Origin of the sequence: Paenibacillus planticolens, from assembly GCF_013141725.1 — a bacterium.
Taxonomy (GTDB): domain Bacteria; phylum Bacillota; class Bacilli; order Paenibacillales; family NBRC-103111; genus Paenibacillus_E; species Paenibacillus_E planticolens.
Map to the genome: position 1 here is coordinate 98,926 of NZ_WHNZ01000078.1, position 23,107 is coordinate 122,032.

24 protein-coding genes are annotated in these 23,107 nt (G+C 48.0%); 18 read left to right on the forward strand and 6 right to left on the reverse strand.

Going from position 1 to position 23,107, the window contains the following annotated elements:
* The first annotated feature begins 133 nt into the window (after positions 1 to 133).
* Positions 134 to 2,080, forward strand: coding sequence for an FAD-dependent oxidoreductase (locus GC097_RS29945; protein WP_171686919.1), 1,947 nt, complete (start codon positions 134 to 136; stop codon positions 2,078 to 2,080).
* A 101-nt stretch (positions 2,081 to 2,181) separates the two neighbouring features.
* Here the strand turns inward: GC097_RS29945 and GC097_RS29950 are convergent, their stop codons facing one another.
* Entirely contained in the window at positions 2,182 to 2,490 is a 309-nt protein-coding gene (locus GC097_RS29950; RefSeq protein WP_171686920.1) for a hypothetical protein, read from the reverse strand.
* A 318-nt stretch (positions 2,491 to 2,808) separates the two neighbouring features.
* Positions 2,809 to 3,201, reverse strand: a complete 393-nt coding sequence (locus GC097_RS29955; protein WP_171686921.1) for a DoxX family protein — start codon at positions 3,199 to 3,201, stop codon at positions 2,809 to 2,811.
* 122 nt (positions 3,202 to 3,323) lie between these two features.
* Between GC097_RS29955 and GC097_RS29960 the strand changes: the two genes are divergently transcribed.
* The 5 genes from GC097_RS29960 (at position 3,324) to GC097_RS29980 (ending at position 9,692) form a co-directional block, all read left to right on the forward strand.
* Entirely contained in the window at positions 3,324 to 3,629 is a 306-nt protein-coding gene (locus GC097_RS29960) for a winged helix-turn-helix transcriptional regulator (protein WP_171686922.1), read from the forward strand.
* A 440-nt stretch (positions 3,630 to 4,069) separates the two neighbouring features.
* On the forward strand, positions 4,070 to 5,335 hold the full coding sequence (gene hisS / locus GC097_RS29965) for a histidine--tRNA ligase (RefSeq protein ID WP_171686923.1): 1,266 nt from the start codon (positions 4,070 to 4,072) through the stop codon (positions 5,333 to 5,335).
* Between the two features lie 45 nt (positions 5,336 to 5,380).
* Complete coding sequence (gene aspS, locus GC097_RS29970; RefSeq protein WP_171686924.1) at positions 5,381 to 7,159, forward strand: aspartate--tRNA ligase; 1,779 nt, start codon at positions 5,381 to 5,383, stop codon at positions 7,157 to 7,159.
* A gap of 25 nt (positions 7,160 to 7,184) precedes the next feature.
* On the forward strand, positions 7,185 to 7,937 hold the full coding sequence (locus GC097_RS29975; RefSeq protein WP_171686925.1) for a tRNA threonylcarbamoyladenosine dehydratase: 753 nt from the start codon (positions 7,185 to 7,187) through the stop codon (positions 7,935 to 7,937).
* A gap of 435 nt (positions 7,938 to 8,372) precedes the next feature.
* Positions 8,373 to 9,692: a replication-associated recombination protein A gene (locus GC097_RS29980; RefSeq protein WP_171686926.1), complete on the forward strand. Its 1,320-nt coding sequence runs from the start codon at positions 8,373 to 8,375 to the stop codon at positions 9,690 to 9,692.
* Here GC097_RS29980 and GC097_RS29985 read toward each other — a convergent pair.
* From GC097_RS29985 to mnmA, 3 genes are all read right to left on the reverse strand, one after another.
* Positions 9,687 to 10,073, reverse strand: a complete 387-nt coding sequence (locus GC097_RS29985) for a DUF3889 domain-containing protein (protein WP_171686927.1) — start codon at positions 10,071 to 10,073, stop codon at positions 9,687 to 9,689. The two genes, GC097_RS29980 and GC097_RS29985, sit on opposite strands and share 6 nt — an antisense overlap.
* Positions 10,074 to 10,246: 173 nt before the next feature.
* The gene (locus tag GC097_RS29990) at positions 10,247 to 10,966 is read right to left on the reverse strand and encodes an AlkZ-related protein (RefSeq protein ID WP_171686928.1); all 720 of its coding nucleotides are present in this window, start codon (positions 10,964 to 10,966) and stop codon (positions 10,247 to 10,249) included.
* Between the two features lie 16 nt (positions 10,967 to 10,982).
* On the reverse strand, positions 10,983 to 12,071 hold the full coding sequence (mnmA, locus tag GC097_RS29995; RefSeq protein WP_171686929.1) for a tRNA 2-thiouridine(34) synthase MnmA: 1,089 nt from the start codon (positions 12,069 to 12,071) through the stop codon (positions 10,983 to 10,985).
* Positions 12,072 to 12,381: 310 nt separating this feature from the next.
* On the opposite strand from mnmA, the gene cymR reads away from it, so the two are divergent.
* The 5 genes from cymR (at position 12,382) to GC097_RS30020 (ending at position 15,944) form a co-directional block, all read left to right on the forward strand.
* Positions 12,382 to 12,801, forward strand: coding sequence for a cysteine metabolism transcriptional regulator CymR (gene cymR / locus GC097_RS30000; protein ID WP_171686930.1), 420 nt, complete (start codon positions 12,382 to 12,384; stop codon positions 12,799 to 12,801).
* A gap of 9 nt (positions 12,802 to 12,810) precedes the next feature.
* Complete coding sequence (locus tag GC097_RS30005) at positions 12,811 to 13,959, forward strand: cysteine desulfurase family protein (protein ID WP_171686931.1); 1,149 nt, start codon at positions 12,811 to 12,813, stop codon at positions 13,957 to 13,959.
* A 28-nt stretch (positions 13,960 to 13,987) separates the two neighbouring features.
* Complete coding sequence (locus GC097_RS30010) at positions 13,988 to 14,509, forward strand: PRC-barrel domain-containing protein (RefSeq protein ID WP_171686932.1); 522 nt, start codon at positions 13,988 to 13,990, stop codon at positions 14,507 to 14,509.
* Positions 14,510 to 14,519: 10 nt separating this feature from the next.
* Positions 14,520 to 14,720 (forward strand): YrzR-like zinc ribbon domain, encoded by a 201-nt coding sequence (locus GC097_RS30015; protein WP_079419326.1) that lies wholly within the window; start codon positions 14,520 to 14,522, stop codon positions 14,718 to 14,720.
* A 153-nt stretch (positions 14,721 to 14,873) separates the two neighbouring features.
* Complete coding sequence (locus GC097_RS30020; protein ID WP_171686933.1) at positions 14,874 to 15,944, forward strand: AI-2E family transporter; 1,071 nt, start codon at positions 14,874 to 14,876, stop codon at positions 15,942 to 15,944.
* Between the two features lie 204 nt (positions 15,945 to 16,148).
* On the opposite strand, the gene GC097_RS30025 is transcribed toward GC097_RS30020, so the two are convergent.
* Positions 16,149 to 16,394, reverse strand: a complete 246-nt coding sequence (locus tag GC097_RS30025) for a DUF3951 domain-containing protein (RefSeq protein WP_171686934.1) — start codon at positions 16,392 to 16,394, stop codon at positions 16,149 to 16,151.
* Positions 16,395 to 16,860: 466 nt separating this feature from the next.
* Between GC097_RS30025 and alaS the strand changes: the two genes are divergently transcribed.
* The 7 genes from alaS to GC097_RS30060 all read left to right on the forward strand — a co-directional run bounded on the left by alaS (position 16,861) and on the right by GC097_RS30060 (position 23,084).
* Positions 16,861 to 19,488, forward strand: coding sequence for an alanine--tRNA ligase (gene alaS, locus GC097_RS30030; protein ID WP_281364398.1), 2,628 nt, complete (start codon positions 16,861 to 16,863; stop codon positions 19,486 to 19,488).
* Between the two features lie 114 nt (positions 19,489 to 19,602).
* Entirely contained in the window at positions 19,603 to 19,863 is a 261-nt protein-coding gene (locus GC097_RS30035) for an IreB family regulatory phosphoprotein (protein WP_028555746.1), read from the forward strand.
* An 18-nt stretch (positions 19,864 to 19,881) separates the two neighbouring features.
* Positions 19,882 to 20,298 carry a Holliday junction resolvase RuvX gene (gene ruvX / locus GC097_RS30040; RefSeq protein ID WP_171687019.1) on the forward strand — a complete coding sequence of 139 codons (417 nt, stop codon included), beginning with the start codon at positions 19,882 to 19,884 and terminating at the stop codon, positions 20,296 to 20,298.
* Between the two features lie 6 nt (positions 20,299 to 20,304).
* Positions 20,305 to 20,613 carry a DUF1292 domain-containing protein gene (locus GC097_RS30045; protein ID WP_167067890.1) on the forward strand — a complete coding sequence of 103 codons (309 nt, stop codon included), beginning with the start codon at positions 20,305 to 20,307 and terminating at the stop codon, positions 20,611 to 20,613.
* Positions 20,610 to 20,906, forward strand: coding sequence for a DUF1292 domain-containing protein (locus GC097_RS30050; RefSeq protein WP_171686935.1), 297 nt, complete (start codon positions 20,610 to 20,612; stop codon positions 20,904 to 20,906). Before GC097_RS30045 ends, GC097_RS30050 begins: the two co-directional genes overlap by 4 nt.
* 110 nt (positions 20,907 to 21,016) lie before the next feature.
* Positions 21,017 to 22,117: an endolytic transglycosylase MltG gene (gene mltG, locus GC097_RS30055; RefSeq protein WP_171687020.1), complete on the forward strand. Its 1,101-nt coding sequence runs from the start codon at positions 21,017 to 21,019 to the stop codon at positions 22,115 to 22,117.
* A gap of 37 nt (positions 22,118 to 22,154) precedes the next feature.
* Positions 22,155 to 23,084: a peptidase U32 family protein gene (locus GC097_RS30060; RefSeq protein ID WP_171686936.1), complete on the forward strand. Its 930-nt coding sequence runs from the start codon at positions 22,155 to 22,157 to the stop codon at positions 23,082 to 23,084.
* Positions 23,085 to 23,107 lie beyond the last annotated feature (23 nt).

Below are 23,107 nucleotides of genomic sequence, written 5' to 3' on the forward strand. Positions count from 1 at the left end.
TCTTTAAAATGTGGTAAACTAACAATTGATGTTTTTGGCTTATAAATAAATCGACTGCTCAAGAAAGCTTATCAAACCTTTAACCGGTAAGCTGTATGAAAAGCAGGGGACAAGGTGGGTGCTTTCGTTTTTTATGGCAAATCCGAATCGTAACAATTCCGCTTCCAAAGGATGGCTTTGGTTGATGGGGACCTTGATTCTACTCGCGGTGCTGGCAGCAGCGGCATCCTTGTATTATCAATATAAGTACCATGTCAGCGGTGGACAAAGTCACGCGAAACAAGAATTCGAAGAAGTGAAATCCGTGAAGAAAACGAAAGAGGCTTACGACGTTATTGTCGTGGGTACGGACCCGGAGGGGGTTGCAGCGGCTGTTTCAGCTGCCCGCAATGGATTGAATACCCTTTTGGTAGATGGACGTAATCGGGAGATCCTCGGGGGGCTTATGACGCTCGGCTGGATTAACTCCATTGATATGAACTACTCCTCCAGCAAGAACTTGTTGGGGAAGGACGATGTGTTTAACAAAGGCTTTTTCTCGGAGTGGTATTCCAAAATTGAAGGGGATTCCTTCGATGTGAATACGGCCGCTAATGCGTTCTATGATTTGGTCAAAAATGAATCTAATATCGATGTGCTGCTCAAAACCAAAAAAATCGATCCGCTGCTTTCAGAGGACAAAAAATCCGTTACTGGCGCTACGATTACGCTCGAAAACGGCAGCACACAAGTTGTGAAGGCCGCTTCTGTCATTGATGCCACGCAAGATGGGGATTTCGCTGCGGCAGCGGGCGTACCGTTCACGATCGGGCATGAGGATATTGGCGATCCCAAATCCAAAATGGCCGTGACGCTGGCGTTTCGTCTGAAAAATGTCACCCCTGAGGTTTGGAACCTGATGGCCAAACGGCTAAATGGTGACAACAATCCGGATACTGGCGTCAATGAAGTCAGCGTGTTCGGTTATGGTGAAATGAGCAAATACCCGCCTCTCAACAAAGAAAGAGCCAAAATGAGAGGGCTGAACATGGGTAGGGAAAATGACGATAAAGTACTGATTAATGCTTTGCAAATCTTCGGGGTGGATGCTTTTGATCCGAAGTCCGTTCAAGAAGCTTTTGACATAGGGAAAAAAGAGCTGCCTAATATTTTGGATTATATGCAAAAGACATTCCCTGAATTCGCCAGCCTTGAGTTGGATGGTTCGGCACCGGAATTATATGTGAGGGAAACACGCCACATGCAGGGGGAATACAGGCTAAATATTGTTGACGTCTGTACGAACAACGATCAATGGGACCGTATCGGATTCGGTTCTTATCCCGTTGATATTCAAAGAATTTCTCCAACAGACTCGGGAACTGTCGTTTGCAAACCTAAGCAGTATGCGATTCCGTTCCGCAGCCTTGTGCCGCAGAAAGTGGACGGACTGCTTGTCGTAGGCAGATCGGCCAGCTACGATACTCTGCCGCACGGCAGTGCGCGCGTAATGCCGACGGGCATGGCGGAAGGAGAAGCAGCGGGAGCTGCAGCGATGCTCGCGAAGCAAGAGAAGATGACGTTCCGACAACTGTCAGCGTCCAAAGAAGTGATTGCCAAGCTGCAGGACCAACTCAACAAGCAGGGGATGGAAGTTCATCCGATTACACTCAAGCCGCAGCCTTTTATGGAGCATAAAGCGTATGAAGGGTTGAAAACGGCGCTTATGCTGGGGCTGGCTTCCGGGGCGTACGATAATAATTTCCACCTGGACGATGCGTCCAATCCGAAGCGAATGGTGAATCTTGTGAGCGGTGCGAAGAAAATGAAGCCTGATGCTTTCAAAGGCGATGTCTCCCAGGCCATTGCGAAGCTGGAAAACGCCGATAAAGTTCAGTTATCTCTTGAGCAAGCCACGTATACGATAACACAAGCTTTAGGGCTGACAGCTGCGTCCAAAGAAGCTCAAGCTAAGCTAATGGAGAATAAGCTGCTCACAGACGCTTCTTTGAAGCTCATCGCAGACAAGGCGAAGCTAACGAATGCTGACACCTATATGTTAATTCGAGATTTAAAGATTGGCATTACGGGCAAGCCCTAAAACAACAAATAAGAGCCTTATTGCGCCGCAGTCGATTGTGGCGGTAAGGCTCTTTTTCTTTTCGAAGCCAATGGAAGTTTTTGTGACTGCGTTTACATTTTTCAGTCTGCTTCGGGAGCATCCTCTTCGGCTTCCGCAGATTCTTCCGCTTCTTCTTCTGCAGAATCTTCATTGTCCGCTTCGGCATCCTCCTCGGCATCAACTTCCTCTTCAGCTTCTTCTTCCCCTTCGACTTCCTCTTCTTCCGCAGATTCTTCCGCTTCCTCAGCTTCGTCCGAATCCTCAATGGCCTCTTCTTCGGCTGCTTCTTCGGCTACTTCATCTTCAACTTCGGCTTCGGTTTCGGATTCTTCGGAGAAGAGCACCACTAGATCCTGCCGTTCTTCTTGAAACTCGTTTTGTGTTGTCATTGTTACAGCCTCCTGATGATAAATTCAAGGCCATTCGCCTTGTTGTACATGTATATGTGAAAAAAGACTGAATATACGGGGGAGAAAAAATGAAAATGATTGAAAATAGAAGAGGAAACGCTGTAATGAAATTGTAATTTAATTTTCATATGCCTTTAATCAAGTGCGGATATAATAAAAGTCGACCCCCTTTAATTTATATATTGTCTAGAGGCCTGCAACCTTTGTGCTGCAGGCTATTTTCTTTTTCAAAAGTGCGCATAAAAAAAGGCTATTCATCAGGTCGCTCCGGACCTTTTGAGATAGCCTCTTATGTTTTTACCCGATTAAAGCGTCCAGGGAGTAGTCGCCTGCACCGATAAGCGCAACACCCAATGCCACGGCAATCAAAAGCAAATTGTACTCAAACCCGTTCGAAGTGGCCCAATAGCTTTTGCCGTGAACCTTTACAATAGCAACCAGCATAGTAAGTATAATAAGTGCAGCGGCAAGCGGTGTCCAAAGTCCGGCAGCAAAGAGCAGGCCGCCTGCAATTTCCGACAATCCGGCAAGAACAGCCATGAGAACGCCGGGTTTTATGCCGATGGATTCAAAAAAGCCGCCTGTGCCTTTTGGACCATAACCGCCAAACCAACCAAATACTTTCTGTGTGCCGTGCGCGGCGAATGTTAAACCTAACACCAAACGAATAATAAGTAGACCTAAAGCCACTACTAACAACTCCTCTTTAAATAAATTTTATTTAACTACTTACTTTATGTTAGTATATTATTACGCAATACTTACTTTTGTCAAGCGACTATGTTAAAATTGTTAATAAGGAGATGATTTTTATGGAAGACTATCAACTGTGCCCTAAATTCGAGAATGCATTTGAACTTCTAGGAAAGCGCTGGACAGGACTTATCGTGCATGTCTTGTTGTCGGGACCTAAACGGTTTAAAGACATATCCGTGCTTATCCCGAGTATGAGCGATCGCATGCTTTCGGAGAGATTCAAAGAACTTGAGGCTGCAGAGATCATTGTCCGACATGTGTACCCGGAGACTCCGGTTCGTATTGAATATGAATTGACTGCCAAAGGAAAAGGACTCAAGCCCGTTATGGACGAGTTGCAAAAATGGGCAGACCTACATTAACGATTCCAAGAAAGATAAGTCGAATGGACGCCTGTCTCTTGACTTTACTTCTGCCAATGTTTACAATAAACAATAATTCAATACCTTTGTGATCCGTTGAAGGGATAAAGTATTTCGCCCCCACATGACCAGAGAAGGAAGTCCAGGCTGCAAGCTTCCTATGATGAGCGAACGAAAAGACCTCCCCGAGGACCTGCCGGGAACGACATGTCGATATATATCGACCGTCTAGTAGCGGCTAGTGCGTACACGCGGGCGTTAACCGTTAAGAGCAAATTCTGTTTGATATGCCTTTGGCATGAGAGCGGATGAGCTGAATGTGGGTGGTACCACGGGTGAATTTGTGAATCAAATCTCTCGTCCCTGACGAACGTCGGGGGTGGGGGATTTTTTTGTTATATGATCAAGTACAAACAAATTGATAAAGGGAGGTTGAACACATGAGCATTCAAAAGCCAAAAGGCACGCAGGACCTGCTTCCCGGTGAAGTGGAGAAGTGGCAGTACCTGGAGAGCAAGGCAAGAGACTTATGTCAACGATTCAATTACAAAGAAATCCGTTCGCCGATTTTCGAAAGCACGGAGCTTTTTTCCAGAGGTGTCGGAGAAACGACGGATATCGTCGAAAAAGAAATGTACACATTTCTGGATAAAGGCGATCGCAGCATTTCCTTGCGTCCTGAGGGAACAGCCGGCGTCGTTAGGGCTTATGTCGAAAATAAGCTGTACGGAGTGCCTGATTTAACGAAACTGTACTACGTGGGACCTATGTTCCGCTATGAACAGCCGCAAGCAGGTAGATACCGTCAGTTCCACCAGTTCGGCATTGAGGCTTTCGGATCCGTCGATCCCAGCATTGACGCCGAAGTAATTGCGCTGGGGTACACTTTTTACAAGGAAATAGGATTGAAAGAAGTAACCGTTGAAATTAATTCGGTGGGCACGCCATCCGTTAGAACGGCTTACCGTGAGAAGCTGCAGCAGTTTTTTGCACCTGTGAAAGATAAGCTTTGCAAAGATTGCCAATCCCGTTATGACCGCAATCCGATGCGTATTCTTGATTGCAAAATCGATCAGAAATACGGGGAAGGCGCCCCTGAAATTCTTGAGTATTTGGATGAAGAATGCTCCACGCACTTTTCTCTGGTACAAGAGCACTTAACCGCTATGGAAATTCCATATCGCATTAATCCTCGCCTTGTGCGCGGGCTTGACTATTACACGCATACCGCTTTTGAATACAAAGCAGCCGGAATTGGCGCTATTGATACGATTGGCGGAGGCGGGCGCTATAACGGTCTAGTTGAGCAAATTGGCGGTCATGGCACGGATCAGCCGGGCGTAGGCTTGGGATTAGGACTTGAGCGTATTCTGTTAGTCCTGCAAGCGCAAGGTGTCGAAATTCCGAAACCGGAACCGCTGGATGTGTACCTGATCGGGTTAGGCGAGACGGCTGAGAAAGAAGTTACGAAACTGCTGCACCAGTTAAGGGTCCAAGGTCTCAAAGCCGAGAAAGATTACCAAGGGCGCAAATTGAAGGCGCAAATGAAATCGGCAGACCGTTTTCAAGCGAAGTATGTGGCGATTCTCGGAGACGACGAATTAGCCCGCGGCGAAATTACGCTGAAGCAAATGGAAACCGGATCTCAAGTCATTGTAAGTTTAGTGGATCTTGCCTCAAATGCCGCAAAGACACTATTCGAATAGATAGTTTTTAAATTTGATAATTACTCATGAGGAGGCAACAACATTATGATGCTCAAAACACATCATTGCGGGCAGCTAACGAAAGCCCAGGTAGGACAGACTGTAATTTTAAACGGGTGGGTACAAAGAAGACGTGACTTAGGCGGCGTACTATTTATTGATCTTCGTGACCGCAGCGGGCTTGTACAGACCGTATTTAACCCGGACTTCTCAGGGGATGCTCTGGCTATCGCCGACCGTGCTCGCAACGAATACGTGCTTGCCGTAAAAGGGAAAGTCGTAGAACGTGACGCGGAAACGGTTAACAAAAATATCCCGACAGGTGAAATTGAAATTCAAGTAACGGAAATCGAAATCATGAACGCTGCCAAAACGCCTCCGTTCTTCATTGAAGACGGCGTGGAAGTGGATGAAGCCGTTCGTTTAAAATACCGTTATTTGGACCTTCGCCGTCCGGAAATGCAAAGAACGCTCATGCTTCGCTCCAAAGCGTCCAAAATTTTCCGCAATTTCTTGGACGATCAAGGATTTGTCGAAGTGGAAACACCGATTTTGACGAAAAGCACACCGGAAGGCGCTCGTGATTACTTGGTGCCAAGCCGTGTTCATCCAGGCGAGTTTTTCGCGCTGCCGCAATCCCCGCAAATTTTCAAACAGTTGTTAATGGTTAGTGGTTTGGAACGTTACTACCAAATCGCACGTTGTTTCCGCGACGAAGATCTTCGTGCAGACCGTCAACCGGAATTCACACAAGTCGACATCGAGACTTCCTTCTTATCCCAGGATCAGCTTCTGGACATTTTGGAAGAACTCGTCGTGAACTTAATGAGAGAAACCGCCCAAGTGGAAATTCCTCGTCCGTTCCAACGTATTACGTATGCGGATGCGATGGCGAAATACGGTTCCGATAAGCCGGACCTGCGTTTCGGACTAGAGCTTCAGGACGTATCGGATATCGTTCAAACTTCCGGTGTTCAAGTATTTGCGAATGTAGTGAAAGGCGGCGGCCAAGTCAAAGCGTTGAACGCAAAAAGCTGCGGCACTTGGAGCCGTAAAGAAATCGATGACTTGCTGCCATTCGCAGCGCGTTATGGTGCCAAAGGCTTGGCATGGATTCAAGTCAAAGACGGCGAATTCAAAGGGCCTATCGTGAAATTCTTCAATGAAGCTGAAATCGCTGCTCTGACGGAGCGCCTAGGCGCTGAAGAAGGAGATTTGCTGCTCTTCTCCGCAGATAAGAAAAAAGTCGTGGCGGACGTTCTGGGCAACCTGCGTTTGAAAATCGGCCGTCAACTTGGATTGATCGACGATTCACAGTTCAAATATGCATGGGTCGTAGACTTCCCGCTGCTTGGATATGACGAAGAAGCGAAACGTTATGTAGCGGAGCACCATCCGTTCACGCGTCCGAACGAAGACGATATTCATTACTTCGACACGGACCCTGGTCAAATTCGCGCGCAAGCGTATGACCTTGTATTGAACGGCTATGAAGTAGGCGGTGGTTCGATGCGTATCTACCAACGCGAAGTCCAAGAAAAAATGTTCGGAGCGCTTGGTTTCTCCAAAGAGGAAGCGGTTGAGAAGTTCGGCTTCTTGCTGGAAGCTTTCGAATACGGCACGCCTCCGCATGGCGGCTTTGCATTCGGTTTCGACCGTTTGGTTATGCTGATTACAGGCCGTACCAACTTGAGAGAAACAATTGCATTCCCGAAAACAGCAAGCGCAACGGACTTGTTGACGGACGCCCCTGGCACGGTAGATGACAAACAGCTTGAGCAGCTGTCGATTCGCGTAGCGCTTAAGCAGCCTGCTAAAGCTTAAGAACAATGAAAGAGGAAGTGTTTCTATGCTTCACCAATTTTCGCGGACTGAACTAGCCATCGGCCCAGAGGGCCTGGAAATTATGAAAAACAGCACCATCGCCGTATTAGGTATCGGCGGTGTAGGTTCAATCGCTGCAGAAGCGCTCGCGCGTACAGGGGTCGGACGGCTGATTCTGATCGACAAAGATGTTGTCGACATCACGAATATTAACCGTCAGATTCATGCTCTTACGACGACTGTGGGGCAGCCCAAAGCGGATTTGATGCGGGATCGCATCAAATTAATCAATCCGGAATGCGATGTTATTTCCATGCGGATGTTCTATACCGAGGAAACGTATGAGGAAGTGTTCGCCCATAACATCGACTATGTGCTCGATGCAAGTGACACCATTTCCTATAAGATTCACCTCATTAAGCAGTGTCTGGAGCGGAAAATCCCGATCATCTCCAGCATGGGAGCCGCTAACAAAATGGACCCGTCGCAGTTCAAAGTCGCGGATATTTCCAAAACGAGCATGGACCCGATCGCCCGGGTTGTGCGCCAAAGGCTGCGCAAAGAAGGCATCAAAAAAGGCGTAAAGGTCGTCTTCTCGACCGAAGAGCCAATGAAACCGCGTGAGGACGTCACGCAGCAAATCGTACCCGCGAATGCGCCGGAAATTCGCAAAGCGAAGCAACCGCCGGCGAGCAACGCATTCGTTCCTCCAGTGGCTGGTTTGATCATGGTGAGTGTAGCCGTGAAGGATCTTCTGGAGATCGGTTTGAAGAAATAAATGGATAAGGGGCTGTCTCTCCAAAGATCAGGTATGATCTTTGGAGACAGCCCCTTTCTGCTAGGGATCGTGAGTAATGTGGGAACTACAGGGCGTTATTTCGACTGTATAGGGGGATCTAGCCATCTGGAGGGAACTATGGTCCGCTATTTGCCCGTTTTGGCTGGAAAACAGGGCGTGGAGGGCAAATAAGGCCCTGTAGTTCCGCTTGGCGCTTGAAAGCGGCCCTTTACGCGGATATAGCGTCCTGTAGTTCCCTTGCCGTAATCTGGGGGCTCGAAAGCTGGAAACTTGGAGGTCCGGAGGCCCTGTAGCGCAGCAGCCCGGCAGCTTGGAGGCTTGAAGGCAGCCATCCCACACAAGACATGACAGCCTAACCCATGCGGGGTATAATGGAACAAGTCTTTCTAAACCCAATGCAAAGGAATAACCAATATGGACTTGTTTACATATGCCTCATCGCAAGAACCGACCGGAAAGCTGTTAGCCGACCGTATGCGTCCTGCAACGCTGGACGAGTATATCGGTCAGGAGCAAATTGTCGGCAAAGGGAAGCTGCTGCGCAGAGCCATTGAAGCCGATCAAGTGAGCTCCATCCTGCTCTATGGTCCACCGGGCACAGGGAAGACTACCCTCGCCAATATCATCGCGAACCGGACAAAGGGAGAGTTCATGAAGCTGAACGCCGTAGATGCTTCGGTCAAAGACGTGCGAGAGATTATCGAGCTGGCGAAGACCAACAAAGCGATGTACGGACGCAAGACGATCTTGTTCCTGGACGAGGTGCATCGCTTCAACACCTCGCGGCAGGATGCGCTGCTGCCTGCGGTAGAGCAGGGCATCCTCATCTTCATCGGGGCGACCACAGAGAACCCGTTTCACCATGTGAACGGGGCTCTGCTGTCGCGCTCGACGCTGTTTCAGCTCGAGCCCCTCACGGCGGAGCATGCGCTCATCGCCATGCGAAGAGCCATCGCCGACCCCGTCAAGGGGCTCGGCTTCATGCGCCTCCACGCAGACGAGGAGGCGCTGGAGCATATCGCGCGGATGGCCGTTGGCGATATCCGCCGATCCTTAAACGCGCTGGAGCTGGCAGCGCTGACGACTTCTCCCGAACCGGACGGTACGGTTCGGATCACGCTTGAGGTGGCGGAAGAGTCGGTCCGCCGCCCGATTGTGAAAGCGGACGAGTCGACGCAATACGACGTCCTGTCCGCTTTTCACAAAAGCGTGCGCGGCTCCAGCGACGCCGCTCTGTTCTGGTTCTTATACGCCGTCGAGAAGCTCGGCATGGATCCCATGACGTTCCTGCGGCGGCTCATCGTCGCCAGCAGCGAAGACATTGGCTTGGCAAATCCGCAGGCCATGGTTCAGTCCGTGACGGCCATGGACGCTTACCACAAGATCGGCTGGCCGGAATCGAAGTACATCATTTCCCAGGCAATTTTATTCGCCGTAGAAAGTCCCAAATCGAATTCGATTCCGATCGCCATTTCCCGTGCGGAACAGTTGATGGAACGGGTTAAGTCCGCAGACGTGCCGCTTCATTTGCGGGATACGCACTACAAGGGAGCAGAGCAGCTCGGACATAAAGGATACATGTACCCGCATAACTATCCCGGACATTATGTGCAGCAGCAATATTTGCCGGACGAAATCAAACATGAAATCATCTTTGCAGCCAGCGAACAGGGGACAGAAGAGAAGATGAGGCTCAATCAACAAAAAAGAAGAGGGAAGCCTGCAGATCTATAGGATCTGTAAGTTCCTTCTTCTTTCTTGTTCCATATCGATGGTAAAAAGCTTCTCCGATACAGGATCATATCGAATAGATACGATTAGCGGAAACTCCACGCCCTTGTGTCTAACCCAGAAGCGAAACTGCTGTTGATCCACCCCGGCAGCAACGTGTGAATGACCCAAGTATCTGTAATCAAGCAATGTGTATACTTTGCCGGCCTCATGAAAGGCCAATCGGCTCCATTTTGCATATTGGGGATCGGGTTCCTGAGACGGAGCTGCTTGTCGGGCTATCGTTTCAAGTATGTCTGTCTCTATGCCTGTCTCCATGCTCACTTGTGCCGTGCAGCACCAACTTAGCCCGATAAGGAGAAGGACGGCTGAGATTTTACTCATTCGCTCACACCTTTCGCTCTTATGGTTTGCGTCGGCATGAGACTGCATACTTGCAGGCTATGAGGTAAATTTGGGCATATGGTGCACGAATCAAGCAGTGGACGCCACAAAAAAAGGAGCTAAGCAAGAACAAAACTGCTTAACTCCTTTTTATAATCTGCACTATTTTTAAACTACAGCTTAAAAATCTTCCCAAGATACTGAGCGGCAGCTGTGCTGTAACGTTCTTGGATATAGGTTCTGAACTGGCCTTTCGCCTCAGGAGTAGGCAATGCATTCACCTTCAAACCATGAAGCTCCATCCAATGCAGCGCGGTCATATAGCAGGTGCTGTTCCAGCCGTTCTTCGTCCCGTTGGCATTCAAACGCTCGCTGATGCCTGCAATGACGATATCCGTCTTGCTCTGCAGTTCAATGAGCGCCCGGTCAAATTCATTTTTGGACTCCTTGGCTTTCATACCGGTGACAGCACGCAGCTCTTTGACATCAATGCCTTCGTTCGCCTCGACCGCTTGAAACAGCTCCACAGCCGATTTGGGCAGCTGCCCGTCCTCGTAGCGTTCTTCAACGGAATAAGGTTCCTCCAACAGATTTTTGACCAATGGAAAAAGCTCCGCTGAAATCAATAAAGGCTTCTTTGCAAAAAATCGCCCATAAGCGGCAAGTCCGTCCCCCGGCAGGCGATCGCGCCACAGCCAAGGATCGGTCTCTAAACCGGTATGCCACTGTTCGTGGGTTGTCACAGATTCAAGGGAAGGATGATCCGGTATGAAAGAGGAGAGAGGGAGAATGCCGACCTCTTTCACGATTTTCGCAACATCCTCATACGTAGCTGCACTCCTGGTTACCTCATTCACTTTAACCAAATTGATCATCCTTTCTACTCGCCCCATGTAACATTATCTGATATTATTTATGAACCTTATCAATCACACCGCCGCCTAAACAAATGTCACCGTCATAGAAAACAACGGATTGCCCAGGCGTGACAGCTTTCTGCGGCGAATCGAAAACCACTTCCACAGTTCCGTTCTCTTGAAAAGTCAGAACGACGCCTTGGTCAGGCTGACGGTAGCGGAATTTAGCCGTGCAGGCGAAAGGGCCTTGCGGCTTTCTTGGCGAGATCCAGTTCACATCGGAAGCCGTCAATCCTTTTGAGTAGAGACCGGGATACTGCTCGCCTTGAACCACCAGCAATTCGTTGGTTTCCAAATTTTTATCCACAACGAACCATGGTTCGCCGGAACCTGAGCCGCCAATGCCAAGTCCTTGTCTTTGGCCGAGCGTATAGTACATCAGACCGTCATGTCTGCCTTTGACTTCGCCATTGCGAATATCTACCATATTGCCAGGTTTGGCCGGTAAATATTGGCTAAGAAACTCTTTAAAATCGCGTTCGCCGATGAAGCAAATGCCTGTGCTGTCTTTTTTCTTGGCTGTTGCGAGTCCGGCCGCTTCGGCAATTTTTCGAACTTCAGGCTTCGGCAAGTGTCCGATGGGGAACATCGCTTTGGACAGCTGCTGTTGGGTCAGCACGTTGAGGAAGTACGTTTGATCCTTGCCCGGATCATTGCCCCGCAGGAGTGTATACTCGCCATCTTGCTCTTTCACTTGCGCATAGTGGCCTGTTGCAATGTAATCGCCGCCTAGATCCATGACCTTTTGGAGCAATTCGCCAAATTTAATTTCCCTGTTGCACATGACATCCGGATTCGGCGTGCGGCCTTTGGTGTACTCGTCCAAGAAATAAGAGAAAACCTTGTCATAGTACTGTTTTTCAAAATTAACTGTATAGAAAGGGATTCCGATCTGGTCGCAAACTCTTCGGACATCCTCTGCATCTTCTTCGGCTGTGCAATGGCCAAATTCATCGGTATCGTCCCAATTTCTCATGAAAATGCCGATGACCTCATACCCCTGCTCCTTGAGCAGCAGCGCGGCAACCGAAGAATCGACACCTCCGGACATACCCAGAATGACACGTGTTTTTTTATTCATCGCTTGTGTTCCTCTTTTCCATCCTGTAAGACTTTTATGAAACTCTAACTATTATACATCTCTATGGTACAAAATTAAAATATTTCATGAGAATGTCATTGTTTTTCCCCCACAGAACAAGGATTTTATGATAACATGTATACGATATACGGATGTTTAGGAATGTTTTTCTTGAAAATGGAAACGCTGTTTACCTAGATAGGGACGAGCATCATGTCTGAACGCGGACAAGCATACGGTAAGCAACTCACAATTTTTCGTAATATCAATTAGCCCCCTTGATGGCATAAATGTTGAATGAGGTGTAATTTTGAAAATTTCCACAAAAGGCCGCTATGGTTTAACGATCATGATGGAGCTGGCCAATCGAGTTGGTGAAGGTCCGACTTCACTGAAAAGTATTGCCGAAAAGCACCAGCTATCCGAGCATTATCTCGAGCAGCTTGTTGCTCCTTTGCGTAACGCGGGATTGGTCAAAAGCATTCGTGGAGCGTATGGTGGATATATTCTTTCTAAAGCCGCTGACCAAGTAACTGCAGGAGAAGTGATTCGTGTCTTGGAAGGACCGATCAGTCCAGTCGACTTTACGGAGGAAGATGATCCGGCGAAGCGTGACTTATGGATTCGTATCCGCGATAGTATTGCGGAAGTGCTCGATTCGACCACGCTTGCGAATCTGATTTCTTTCGAGGATGTTGGCAAACACGACAATTACATGTTTTATATTTAAGGGTGTCCTATGAATCCTATTTATCTTGATCACGCGGCAACTACGCCGGTACATCCCGACGTTATGGAGGCTATGCTTCCTTTTTATACAGCATATTTCGGTAATCCTTCCAGCACACACAGCTTCGGCAGAGCGACGAGAACGGCGCTTAACCGCTTCCGTGACGGGATGGCTAAGGCATTAGGCTGTCTGCCCGGCGAGCTCATTTATACGAGTGGCGGAACCGAGAGCAATAATATGGCCATCTTTGGGATCGTTGGCGGGAACAAAGAAGGCAAGAAACATATCATTACGACAGAGATTGAGCATCATGCCGTCCTGCATCCCTGCGAACGGCTGGAGACCCTCGGTTACGAGGTGACCTACCTCCCAGTAGGTCCGACTGGTCTTATTCAAGTCGAAGATGTGGAGTCGGCTATTCGTCCCGACACGGCTCTCATCTCCATCATGTATGTGAATAATGAAGTCGGCACGATTCAGCCGATTGAAGAAGTAGGCCGGTTGGCACAAAGCCGGCAAATTCCTTTTCATGTCGATGCCGTACAAGCGTTAGGTAAACTTCCCCTGAATCTTCGTGAACTCCCGGTTGATTTACTGAGCTTATCCGCTCATAAAATATATGGTCCTAATGGTATAGGCGCGTTATACGTATCCAAGAACACGAAGCTCGTCCCGCACGTTTATGGCGGCGCTCAAGAGAGAAAACGCCGCGCTGGAACAGAGAATGTTGCGGCCATCGCAGGGTTTGCCAAAGCGATAGAAGTTATTCTCCCAAGGGTTGACAGTCTGTATGAGAATGCTGCTGAGCTTAGACAATGCATGCTTGCCAGCTTGGAGCAGCATTTAGGCCGAGATCAATTTACGATAAACGGTCATGCCGAACAACGTGTCCCGCATATTTTGAACGTTAGCTTTCCGGGAATATCCACAGAAACGCTGCTCATGAATCTTGATTTGGAAGATGTGGCTGCTGCAAGCGGCTCTGCTTGTACGTCAGGCTCGCTTGAAGTGTCGCACGTTCTGCAAGCAATGAAACTTCCAGAAAATGTTACATCCTCTGCCGTTCGATTTAGCTTTGGAATGGGGAATTCTAAAGATCAAATTGAAACAGCCGCCCAGAAAATTGCAACCATTGTCAAACGATTGCGTAATAATTAGTACCGGGTGGTTCTAGGAGGAAAACACCTTGCGCAGAGCGCACGATTTGATCGGACTTCCCGTTCTGACGGTAGATTCCGGCAAGCAGATAGGCCAAGTGAAAGATATATTGATTGACCCTGAGTGGAACATACGAGGCATCATTCTTGAAGCAAAGATGTGGTTATCCTCCTTACGGTACGTACCGTGGGATGGAGTCGTCGCTGCCGGCGAAGATGCCGTTACCATACCGAACGATAAAGTCATTATCGAGTTTGAGCATGCAGAGGAGTGCCATGCTTTTCTGGAAGGCAGCCGGGCGATTAAGGGTCTTCCAGTCGTTACAATCGGTGGAGACAAATTAGGCGTGGTAGAAGATGTTTATTTAACCCAAGATTGGGGTAAACAAATAGTAGGTTATGAATTGTCCGAAGGGTTTATTTCTGATTTGAAGGAAGGGCGCAGATGGCTTCCTATGCCGGATTCGGCAACCAAAGGGGAAGATGCTATTATAGTGCCTGTACATTGCTCTCAGGAAATTGAAGAACTCTTCGTATCCAAAGAAGAATAGGGTGAGCAAGATGCGTTGTCCAAACTGTAATTCCAAAGATATTGGAAAGATCGGTTCCCACCAATTTTATTGCTGGGGTTGCTTTATCGAACTCAGCGTCAACGGAGAGAAAATGTCCGTGTATCAAGTAGAGGAAGACGGTACGCTAAGTTCTCTGGATGATTTGTTTTTTGAAGAAGAAATGCCTTTGATCCAAGAACACGCCAATTAATCATAATTGCAAGCCGGAGACGTTACTTTTTTGAGCACACCCTGTGCTGAGAAAGTAACGTTTTTTTGTTTTCAGTCTGTGAAGGTTAATTTGACCAGCATGTACATATACTGTATGGGCATAAACATTTTTAGAATCACTGAGGTGAACGGGTTGGAACGTTTTTGGAAAAATCGATGGTTTGTAGGGCTAGTATATTTGCTTTTGGCCCTGGCATGTTTGTATATGCTGCTGCAAATTAAGCCTATTCTACAAAGCTTGTTTACTTTTTTAAAAGCGATTTTAGCGCCATTTTTCATCGCGGTGATTATTTCGTACATTTTGAACCCGGTAGTGAATATGCTCAACCAGCGCAAGGTGCCAAGAACGATTGCCGTGTTGCTCATTTATTGTGTGTTTATCTCTTCGCTCACCGTCATTATCATGAATATGACCCCGGTGTTTATGACGCAAATCGCGGAATTGAACGAGCATATGCCGCAGATGGAAATGCGCGCCCAATCGATTGTAGACGGCTTTAATCAAAATCAACTGCTGCCCGACAGCGTGCGAACGGGCTTCAATCATTCCTTAACGAAGCTGGAAAACAGTATTTCCATGGCGATATCAGAGTACATGAACCAAATTGGCAGCACAATCTCGATGCTGTTTGTCGCTTTTATCGTCCCGTTTGTTGCTTTTTATATGATGAAAGATTTTCAAATTATCGAGAAGACGGCGCTGGCCATCGTACCGAAGGAGCATCGCAAGAAAACAGTCAAGCTTCTCATCGACATCGATACGGCGCTTGGGAATTATATTCGCGGTCAACTATTGGTTTGCGTTATTATCGGGGGACTTGCTTATGTGGGGTATTGGCTCATTGATATGCCTTATGCGCTTCTGCTTGCCAGCGTTGTCGCGATTTTCAATATCATTCCGTACCTAGGGCCGTTTTTTGGAGCGGCGCCGGCGATCATCATGGCCTCAACCATTTCGCTGAAAATGGTGCTGTTCGTCGCGCTGGTGAACCTCACCGTCCAAATTCTGGAGGGGAATGTCATTTCACCGCAGGTAGTGGGAAAAAAGCTGCATATGCACCCGTTAGTCATTATCTTTGCTTTATTGGTAGGCGGGGAAGTAGCGGGCATCGTCGGTTTAATATTGGCGGTACCTTTCTTCGCAGTCATGAAGGTTATCATTCAGCATGTCTTCCTGCATTATGTTCACAGACCCACAACCTAGCCTAATATAAAGGCAGACGCACAAAACCCCCGTGCACCATGACTTGCGGGATCATGGCGCACAGGGGTTTTGCACGAGGGTTGAGGATATTAAAGGGTGTGGCATACGTAAACCATCAAATGGGCTACGGAATGAATGATACGTTGATTCGTCTTTGTTGCTAGTGCGATAATGAAAATCATTATCAATGAGTTTAGTATACGATCATTGAGAACGATTGTCAACCACATTTTTTAGAGCTTTATCTTTGTCGTCTCCTTGATCGTTCTTTTCTTCTTTTTGTTCCTTCTGCTCTTGAAATTCAACGCGGGATTGGCCGGTAATATAATCGAAAGGATTATATCGGCTATCCGGAATTTCCTTTTTAATGAGCGTTTTGGTGATGATATAGATCACGAGCACAAAAACAGGAGCAATTAACCCAAGCAATGTCAGCGATGAGAGATCCATTAGCACCACTTCCTAATCGTTAAATTTTAACAAGATTGTATAGTACATACATACGTTGCCCTGCCCAAATAGGTTTCAAGAACATGCAAGAATATTGACACGGTTGCGGCATAAAGTTATAATTTGCCTTATCTAGATCTATTGCAAAAACGTTGATGAAATCGAAGTAAGTCATAGTCCACTGTCAGAGATGAGGTTCCGGAATGCAGATTTCACAGCAAATCCGGCTGGAAGAACCTCTCGGTGCTAGGATGGCTGAACGCTGATTTCGGAGTGTGGAAGAACTCCACCGGTTGGACCCGTTACAGATCCGCACAAGGAGATTGCTTGATTTTCTTTGCCGCACGTTCGGCAGGAGGAGAGCGCAATAACCAGGGTGGTACCGCGATGATTCGTCCCTGTATGTTACAGGGGCGTTTTTTGTTTGTTTTCAAACATTATAGACAAATATGGAGGCTTGAGAGAGATGAAGGCAAGTGAAATTCGTTCCAAGTGGTTGCAGTTCTTCGCAAGTAAAGGGCACAAGGTAGAGCCCAGCTCTTCGCTTGTTCCGCACAATGATCCGTCACTGCTATGGATCAACGCAGGTATTGCGCCTTTGAAACCTTATTTGGACGGACGGGAAATTCCTGAAAATCCGCGGATTACAAACGCTCAGAAATGTATTCGGACGAATGACATCGAGAACGTTGGAAAAACGCGGCGTCACCATACCTTTTTTGAGATGCTGGGGAACTTCTCCATCGGCGATTACTTTAAGAAAGAAGTCATTCCATGGGCATGGGAGTTCCTGACGGAACCTCAGTGGATCGGTTTTGATCCGAATCGCATTTCCGTCACCGTGCACGAAGACGATGAAGAAGCTTTTGACATTTGGCATAAACAAATCGGCATCCCGGAAGAGCGCATTTACAAGCTCAAAGAAGATAATTTTTGGGACATCGGCGAAGGTCCATGCGGTCCTTGTACGGAGATTTTCTATGACCGCGGCGATAAATACGGTGACTTGTCTGATCCGGAATGCTGGCCAGGCGGAGAAAATGAACGCTTCCTGGAAGTGTGGAACCTCGTATTTACACAGTTCAACCATAACAAGGACGGCAGCTACACACCGCTTCCTAACAAAAACATTGATACGGGAGCAGGACTGGAGCGTTTCGCTTCGATTCTGCAGGACGTAGATTCCAATTTTGACACAGACCTGTTCAAACCGATTATCGATAAAACGTCCGAGCTTACAGGCGTGAAATATCATGTGAGCGATGATCATGATGTGGCCTTTAAGGTGATCGCCGATCACATTCGGACCGTTGCTTTCTCCGTAGGCGATGGCGTGCTTCCTTCCAATGAGGGTCGCGGTTACGTCATCCGTCGTTTGCTGCGTCGCGCTGTGCGTTACGGCAAAGTGCTTGGCCAGGATAAACCGTTCCTGTATAAACTGGTTGCCACCGTCGGCGAAATCATGGGCGTCTACTATACGGAAGTTGTTGACAAACGCGAATTTATCGAGAAGGTTATCCGTACGGAAGAAGAGCGTTTCCACGAAACGTTAAGCGATGGTTTGGTGATCCTTGCCGAGATGGTTGAGAAGACGCGCCAAGCCGGCACGAATCAAATCAGCGGACCGGATGCCTTCAAACTGTATGATACGTATGGCTTCCCATTCGATTTGACCGAGGATTTTGCTGCGGAGAAAGGCTTGACGGTTGACCGCGAAGGGTTCGACGCATCGATGCAGGAGCAGCGCGACCGCGCTAGAGCGGCAAGTCAGAAAGAAGGCGGAATGAAGGTACAGGGCGGTCCGCTGTCTGAGTTGACGGTTAAAAGCGAATTTGTTGGATATAATGAATTGGTAGTTACTGCTAGTATCGAAGCCATCGTTCATGAGAACGAGCTTGTCGATATCGTAGGCGTAGGCGAGACTTGCCAAGTTATTCTAGACCGTACCCCTTTCTATGCGGAAAGCGGCGGTCAGGTGAGCGACTATGGAACAATCCGCAGCGGTCAAGTCACGCTGAAGGTTGAAGATGTGAGCAAAGCGCCTCATGGGCAGCACGTACACAAGGTTGTCGTGGAGTCAGGCGTTCTGCGCAAAGGAGATACCGTAGAAGCCATTGTAGCGGCTGCGGAGCGCGGGGATATCATCAAGAACCATACCGCCACGCATTTGCTTCATAAAGCGCTGAAGGAAGTCCTGGGCGCGCATGTTAACCAAGCGGGTTCCCTTGTTGAACCGGATCGTTTGCGTTTTGACTTCTCGCATTTCGGCAGCATCAGCAGCGAAGAGCTGCAGGATGTGGAGCAGCGCGTGAACCGTCAAATTTGGAATAACATCCAAGTCGACATCTCATTGAAACCAATTGCCGATGCGAAAGCGATGGGGGCTATGGCCTTGTTCGGCGAGAAATACGGCGATATCGTGCGCGTCGTGCAAGTTGGCGATTACAGCTTAGAGCTGTGCGGCGGCTGCCACGTGCAGAATACCGGACAAATCGGACTGTTCAAAATCGTCAGCGAGTCCGGTATCGGATCAGGCGTACGCCGGATTGAGGCGGTTTCCGGCCGCAGCGCGTACGAATACCTTGACCAGCAGCTGCAGTTGTTGAAAGAAGCAGCGGGCATGCTCAAGTCAAACGTTCAGGATGTTCCTAAACGCGTGGAAGCAGCGCTTCAGCAAGTGAAGGAACTGGCACGTGAGAACGAGTCGCTGCGCAGCAAGCTGGGACGTATTGAAGCGGGCTCGTTAAGCGATCAAGTGAAACAAGCGGCAGGCGTATCCGTATTAGCTGCCCAAGTGAACGCTGCGGATATGGATTCTCTTCGCAACATTGTCGATGAGATGAAGACGAAGCTGGGTTCTGCTGTCATCGTACTTGGCGCAGTGGCGGACGAGAAAGTCAACCTCGTCGCTGCCGTCACACCGGATCTTGTAGCCAAAGGCTTCCATGCCGGCAAAATCATTAAAGAAGTGGCGACAGCTGTTGGCGGAAGCGGTGGAGGTCGACCGGATATGGCGCAAGCAGGCGGTAAAGATGCTTCCAAATTGCAGGCTGCATTATCCGGCGTAGAAGGACTTCTGTCCCAATTTGCATAATTATTTTTTTATGGGACAGGAATTTTTAAACCCATAGAGAATATAAACCAGTATACACGGAACAGTTTTCAAATATTTTACAAATGGTATCACAAGGAAAGTGGGGTGCTCCTGATGAGTTCCATGGATAAAACGATGAAGTTCAACGTGAAAGCAGAAGAAATTGAGACATCGCCGAAAGATGTGTTATTAGCGGTGTACGATGCTCTTCAGGAAAAAGGGTATAACCCGATCAACCAGATTGTCGGGTACTTGCTTTCCGGAGATCCTGCTTATATTCCAAGGCATAACAATGCCCGGAGCCTCATTCGTAAACGGGAACGGGACGAACTGATTGAAGAGTTGGTTCGTGCTTATCTGGGTCAACACAAATAGAAGGAAATGGGAACCGGCATGAGATGGATAGGCTTGGATTATGGGGATAGAACGATTGGTGTTGCGATGAGCGACGAGCTAGGATGGACAGCTCAAGCGCTTGAAGTCATACACCGTCGTAAGCCAGGGGAAGACATCGACCGGCTGGAGGCCATTGTCAAACAGTATGGCGTCACGCAAATTGTCGTCGGCTTGCCCAAAAATATGAACAACACGATCGGTCCTCGTGGCGAACTTGCCATCGAGTTCTCGAAAGAGTTAGAACAAAAACTAAGTGTACCAGTGCACCTGTGGGATGAGCGTTTAACGACCGTTGCTGCGACTCGCACACTGCTTGAAGCAGATGTGAGCCGGAAGAAGCGGAAGCAGGTCATTGATAAAATGGCTGCGCAGATCATCCTGCAAGGGTACATGGATGCCAATATGAAGAGGTGAATGAACATGTCCAAAGAAGAATTGCGTGAAGAGGAACCAGAAATCATTTACATCCCGGACGATGAAGGCAACGAAGAAGAGTTCGAGGTTATCATGAAATTCGAAGTGGACGGTTCTGACAAGAAGTACATGATGGTGGTGCCTACAGACGGAGGAGACGAAGAATCCGATGAAGTGTACGCATTCCGTTATGAAGAAGATGACGACGGCGAGGATTTGAAGCTGTTTACCATCGAGGATGAAGAAGAATGGAACATCGTGGAAGAAACATTCAACACATTAATGGCAGAATTCGATGAGGAAGAAGAAGCATGAGTACGACGCCTTCTGACGTATTGCGTAAAGCTTACGGGGATGATATTATTTTGTTTGATGAGCAAAATGAATCTACGGTATATCATCTTCTTAAAGAATTCGTATATGACAATAAAACGTATGCCGTTTTGCAATCCGATGAACTCAAGAAGGAAGACGAGGTTGCTGTTTTCCGAGTAACACAAGGTGCGGACGGGGAATACGAGCTGGAAACGATCGAAGACGACGACGAGTATGAAAACGTGTCTGAGCTCTACGATGAGATGGTATTTCCAGATGGGGATGACTTGTAAGAAGCAAACAACCGAGCGGAGCGCATCCGCTCGTTTTTGTTTGCTTAGAGAGCTTGCCATAGTAGAGTTCTGCTGCTGCAAGAAGCTTAGGAGGATTACTCGTGAACAATATGCTTGATCAAGAGAGCGAAGGACATACGACCAAACGAAGCAAGCTGAAGCTCACGCTTCTGATTGTTGGGCTGTTCTTGCTCATTATCATCGGAACAGCTAGCGGTATTGGATTGTATATCGCCAATGGACTGCAGCCGGTTACAGCTTCCGAGCAGGAAGTGAGGGTGTCCGTCCCTCAAGGCGCCGGGTCTGTAGAAATAGCCAGGGAGCTTGAAACAAAGGGGCTTATTAAGAACTCATCGATATTTACGTATTATTTGAAAGTGAAGAAACAGGGTTCCAGGTTTCAAGCCGGCGAGTACAGCATGAAGCCCGGCATATCGTTCGATGAGATGATTGAAAAACTGAATAAAGGGGAAACCGTAAAGGAAGAGGTTATTCGCGTTACCATTCCGGAAGGGTTCACCATTGAACAGATTGCCGCTAAACTAAGTGAGCAGACGCCATGGAGCAAGGATGTTTTCCTGCAGTTGGCCGATTCGCCGACAGGTCTGACAGGAGACACCGCGGCTAGCGGTATTCCGGACAATAAGAATCTGAAGCACCGGCTTGAGGGGTATTTGTTCCCGGAAACCTATGAATTTAAGAAGGGCACAACGGAGCAAGAATTCATCGAGAGAACTCTGCAGCAGCTAGACAAGGAGCTGGCCCTACTACCCCCTGACTGGAAGGACAAGCTTAAAGAGCGCGGGCTTAGCGTGCATCAGATGCTGACAATCGCTTCCTTGATTGAGCGGGAGGTTGTCCAGGACGACGAACGGGCGCTCGTTTCCGGCGTTATTGAAAACAGATTGAAAAAAAATATGCCCCTGCAAATCGACGCTACGGTGCAGTATTTATTTGATAAATCCAAAGAGCGGTTGTTGGAAAAGGATTTGCAAATACAGAGCCCTTATAATACGTATTTGAATACAGGCCTGCCTCCGGGGCCAATTGCCAGTCCGAGCCTTGCCTCGGTGAAAGCAGCGATCTACCCGCAGGAAACGAAGTATTTGTTTTATGTAACAAAAAAGGACGGCACGAAAGGGCACTTGTTCGCCGAAACATTTGAGGAACACAAGAAGAATATTGCGGAAAGCAAGAAAACTGTGAAATAGAATGACTTTAGGAAGCTGACAGAAGGTAGGTAAGCAAGTGAAAAAACCAGAGCTAGTAGTAAGCTGCGGCACAGTCGCTGAATTGAAAAGATGTATTGAAGCGGGCGCAGATAGCGTGATTGTCGGTGAAGAACGCTATGCCATGCGGCTTCCCGGAGAAGTGAAACTGAACGAAATCGAGGAAGCTGTGGTTTGGGCGCATGAGAAGCAAGCTAAGGTGTATGTGTCAGTTAATAAAATTTTTGATAATGGCTCCTTAGAGGGTCTATTCGAATATTTAAGCAAGCTGCAGGAGTATGGCGTGGATGGCGTTATTTTCGGCGATCCATCTGTCCTCATGGCTGCGCGCAGTTTGCCTGCGCCGATAGCTCTGCATTGGAATGCAGAGATGACTTCCACCAATTTCGCGACTGCGAATTATTGGGGGAGACAGGGAGCTTCCCGGGTTGTGCTGGCTAGAGAGCTGAACATGGAACAAGTATTGATGTTTAAAGAAAATACGGAACTGGCTGTTGAAGTTCAAGTGCATGGTATCACTAATATCTATCACTCTAAGAGAGAGTTAGTGAAAAATTATATCGAACACCAAGGCAAAGATGCATCCTCTGAGGATCGCTCTATCGAACGCGGCCTGTTCTTGATTGAGCATGAACGCCGTGATCAGCGGTACCCTGTGTATGAGGACAGCAACGGTACGCATATCATGAGCTCAGAAGACATTTGCATGCTTGAGAATTTGCCCGAGCTTATGGATGGCAACATCGATAGCTTTAAAATCGAAGGATTATTGAAGTCTGCTGCCTATAATGAAACGGTTATTAGAAGCTATCGTGCGGTTATTGACGCTTACGCAGCGGACCCGGAAGGATTCGTGTTTCAGCAGGAATGGCTGGATGCGATAACAGAACTGCAAGATCCTGAACGTGAATTGTCGTACGGTTTTTTCTATAAGGAACAGGTATATTGATAGATGGAAGAAGGTGCGTTTTC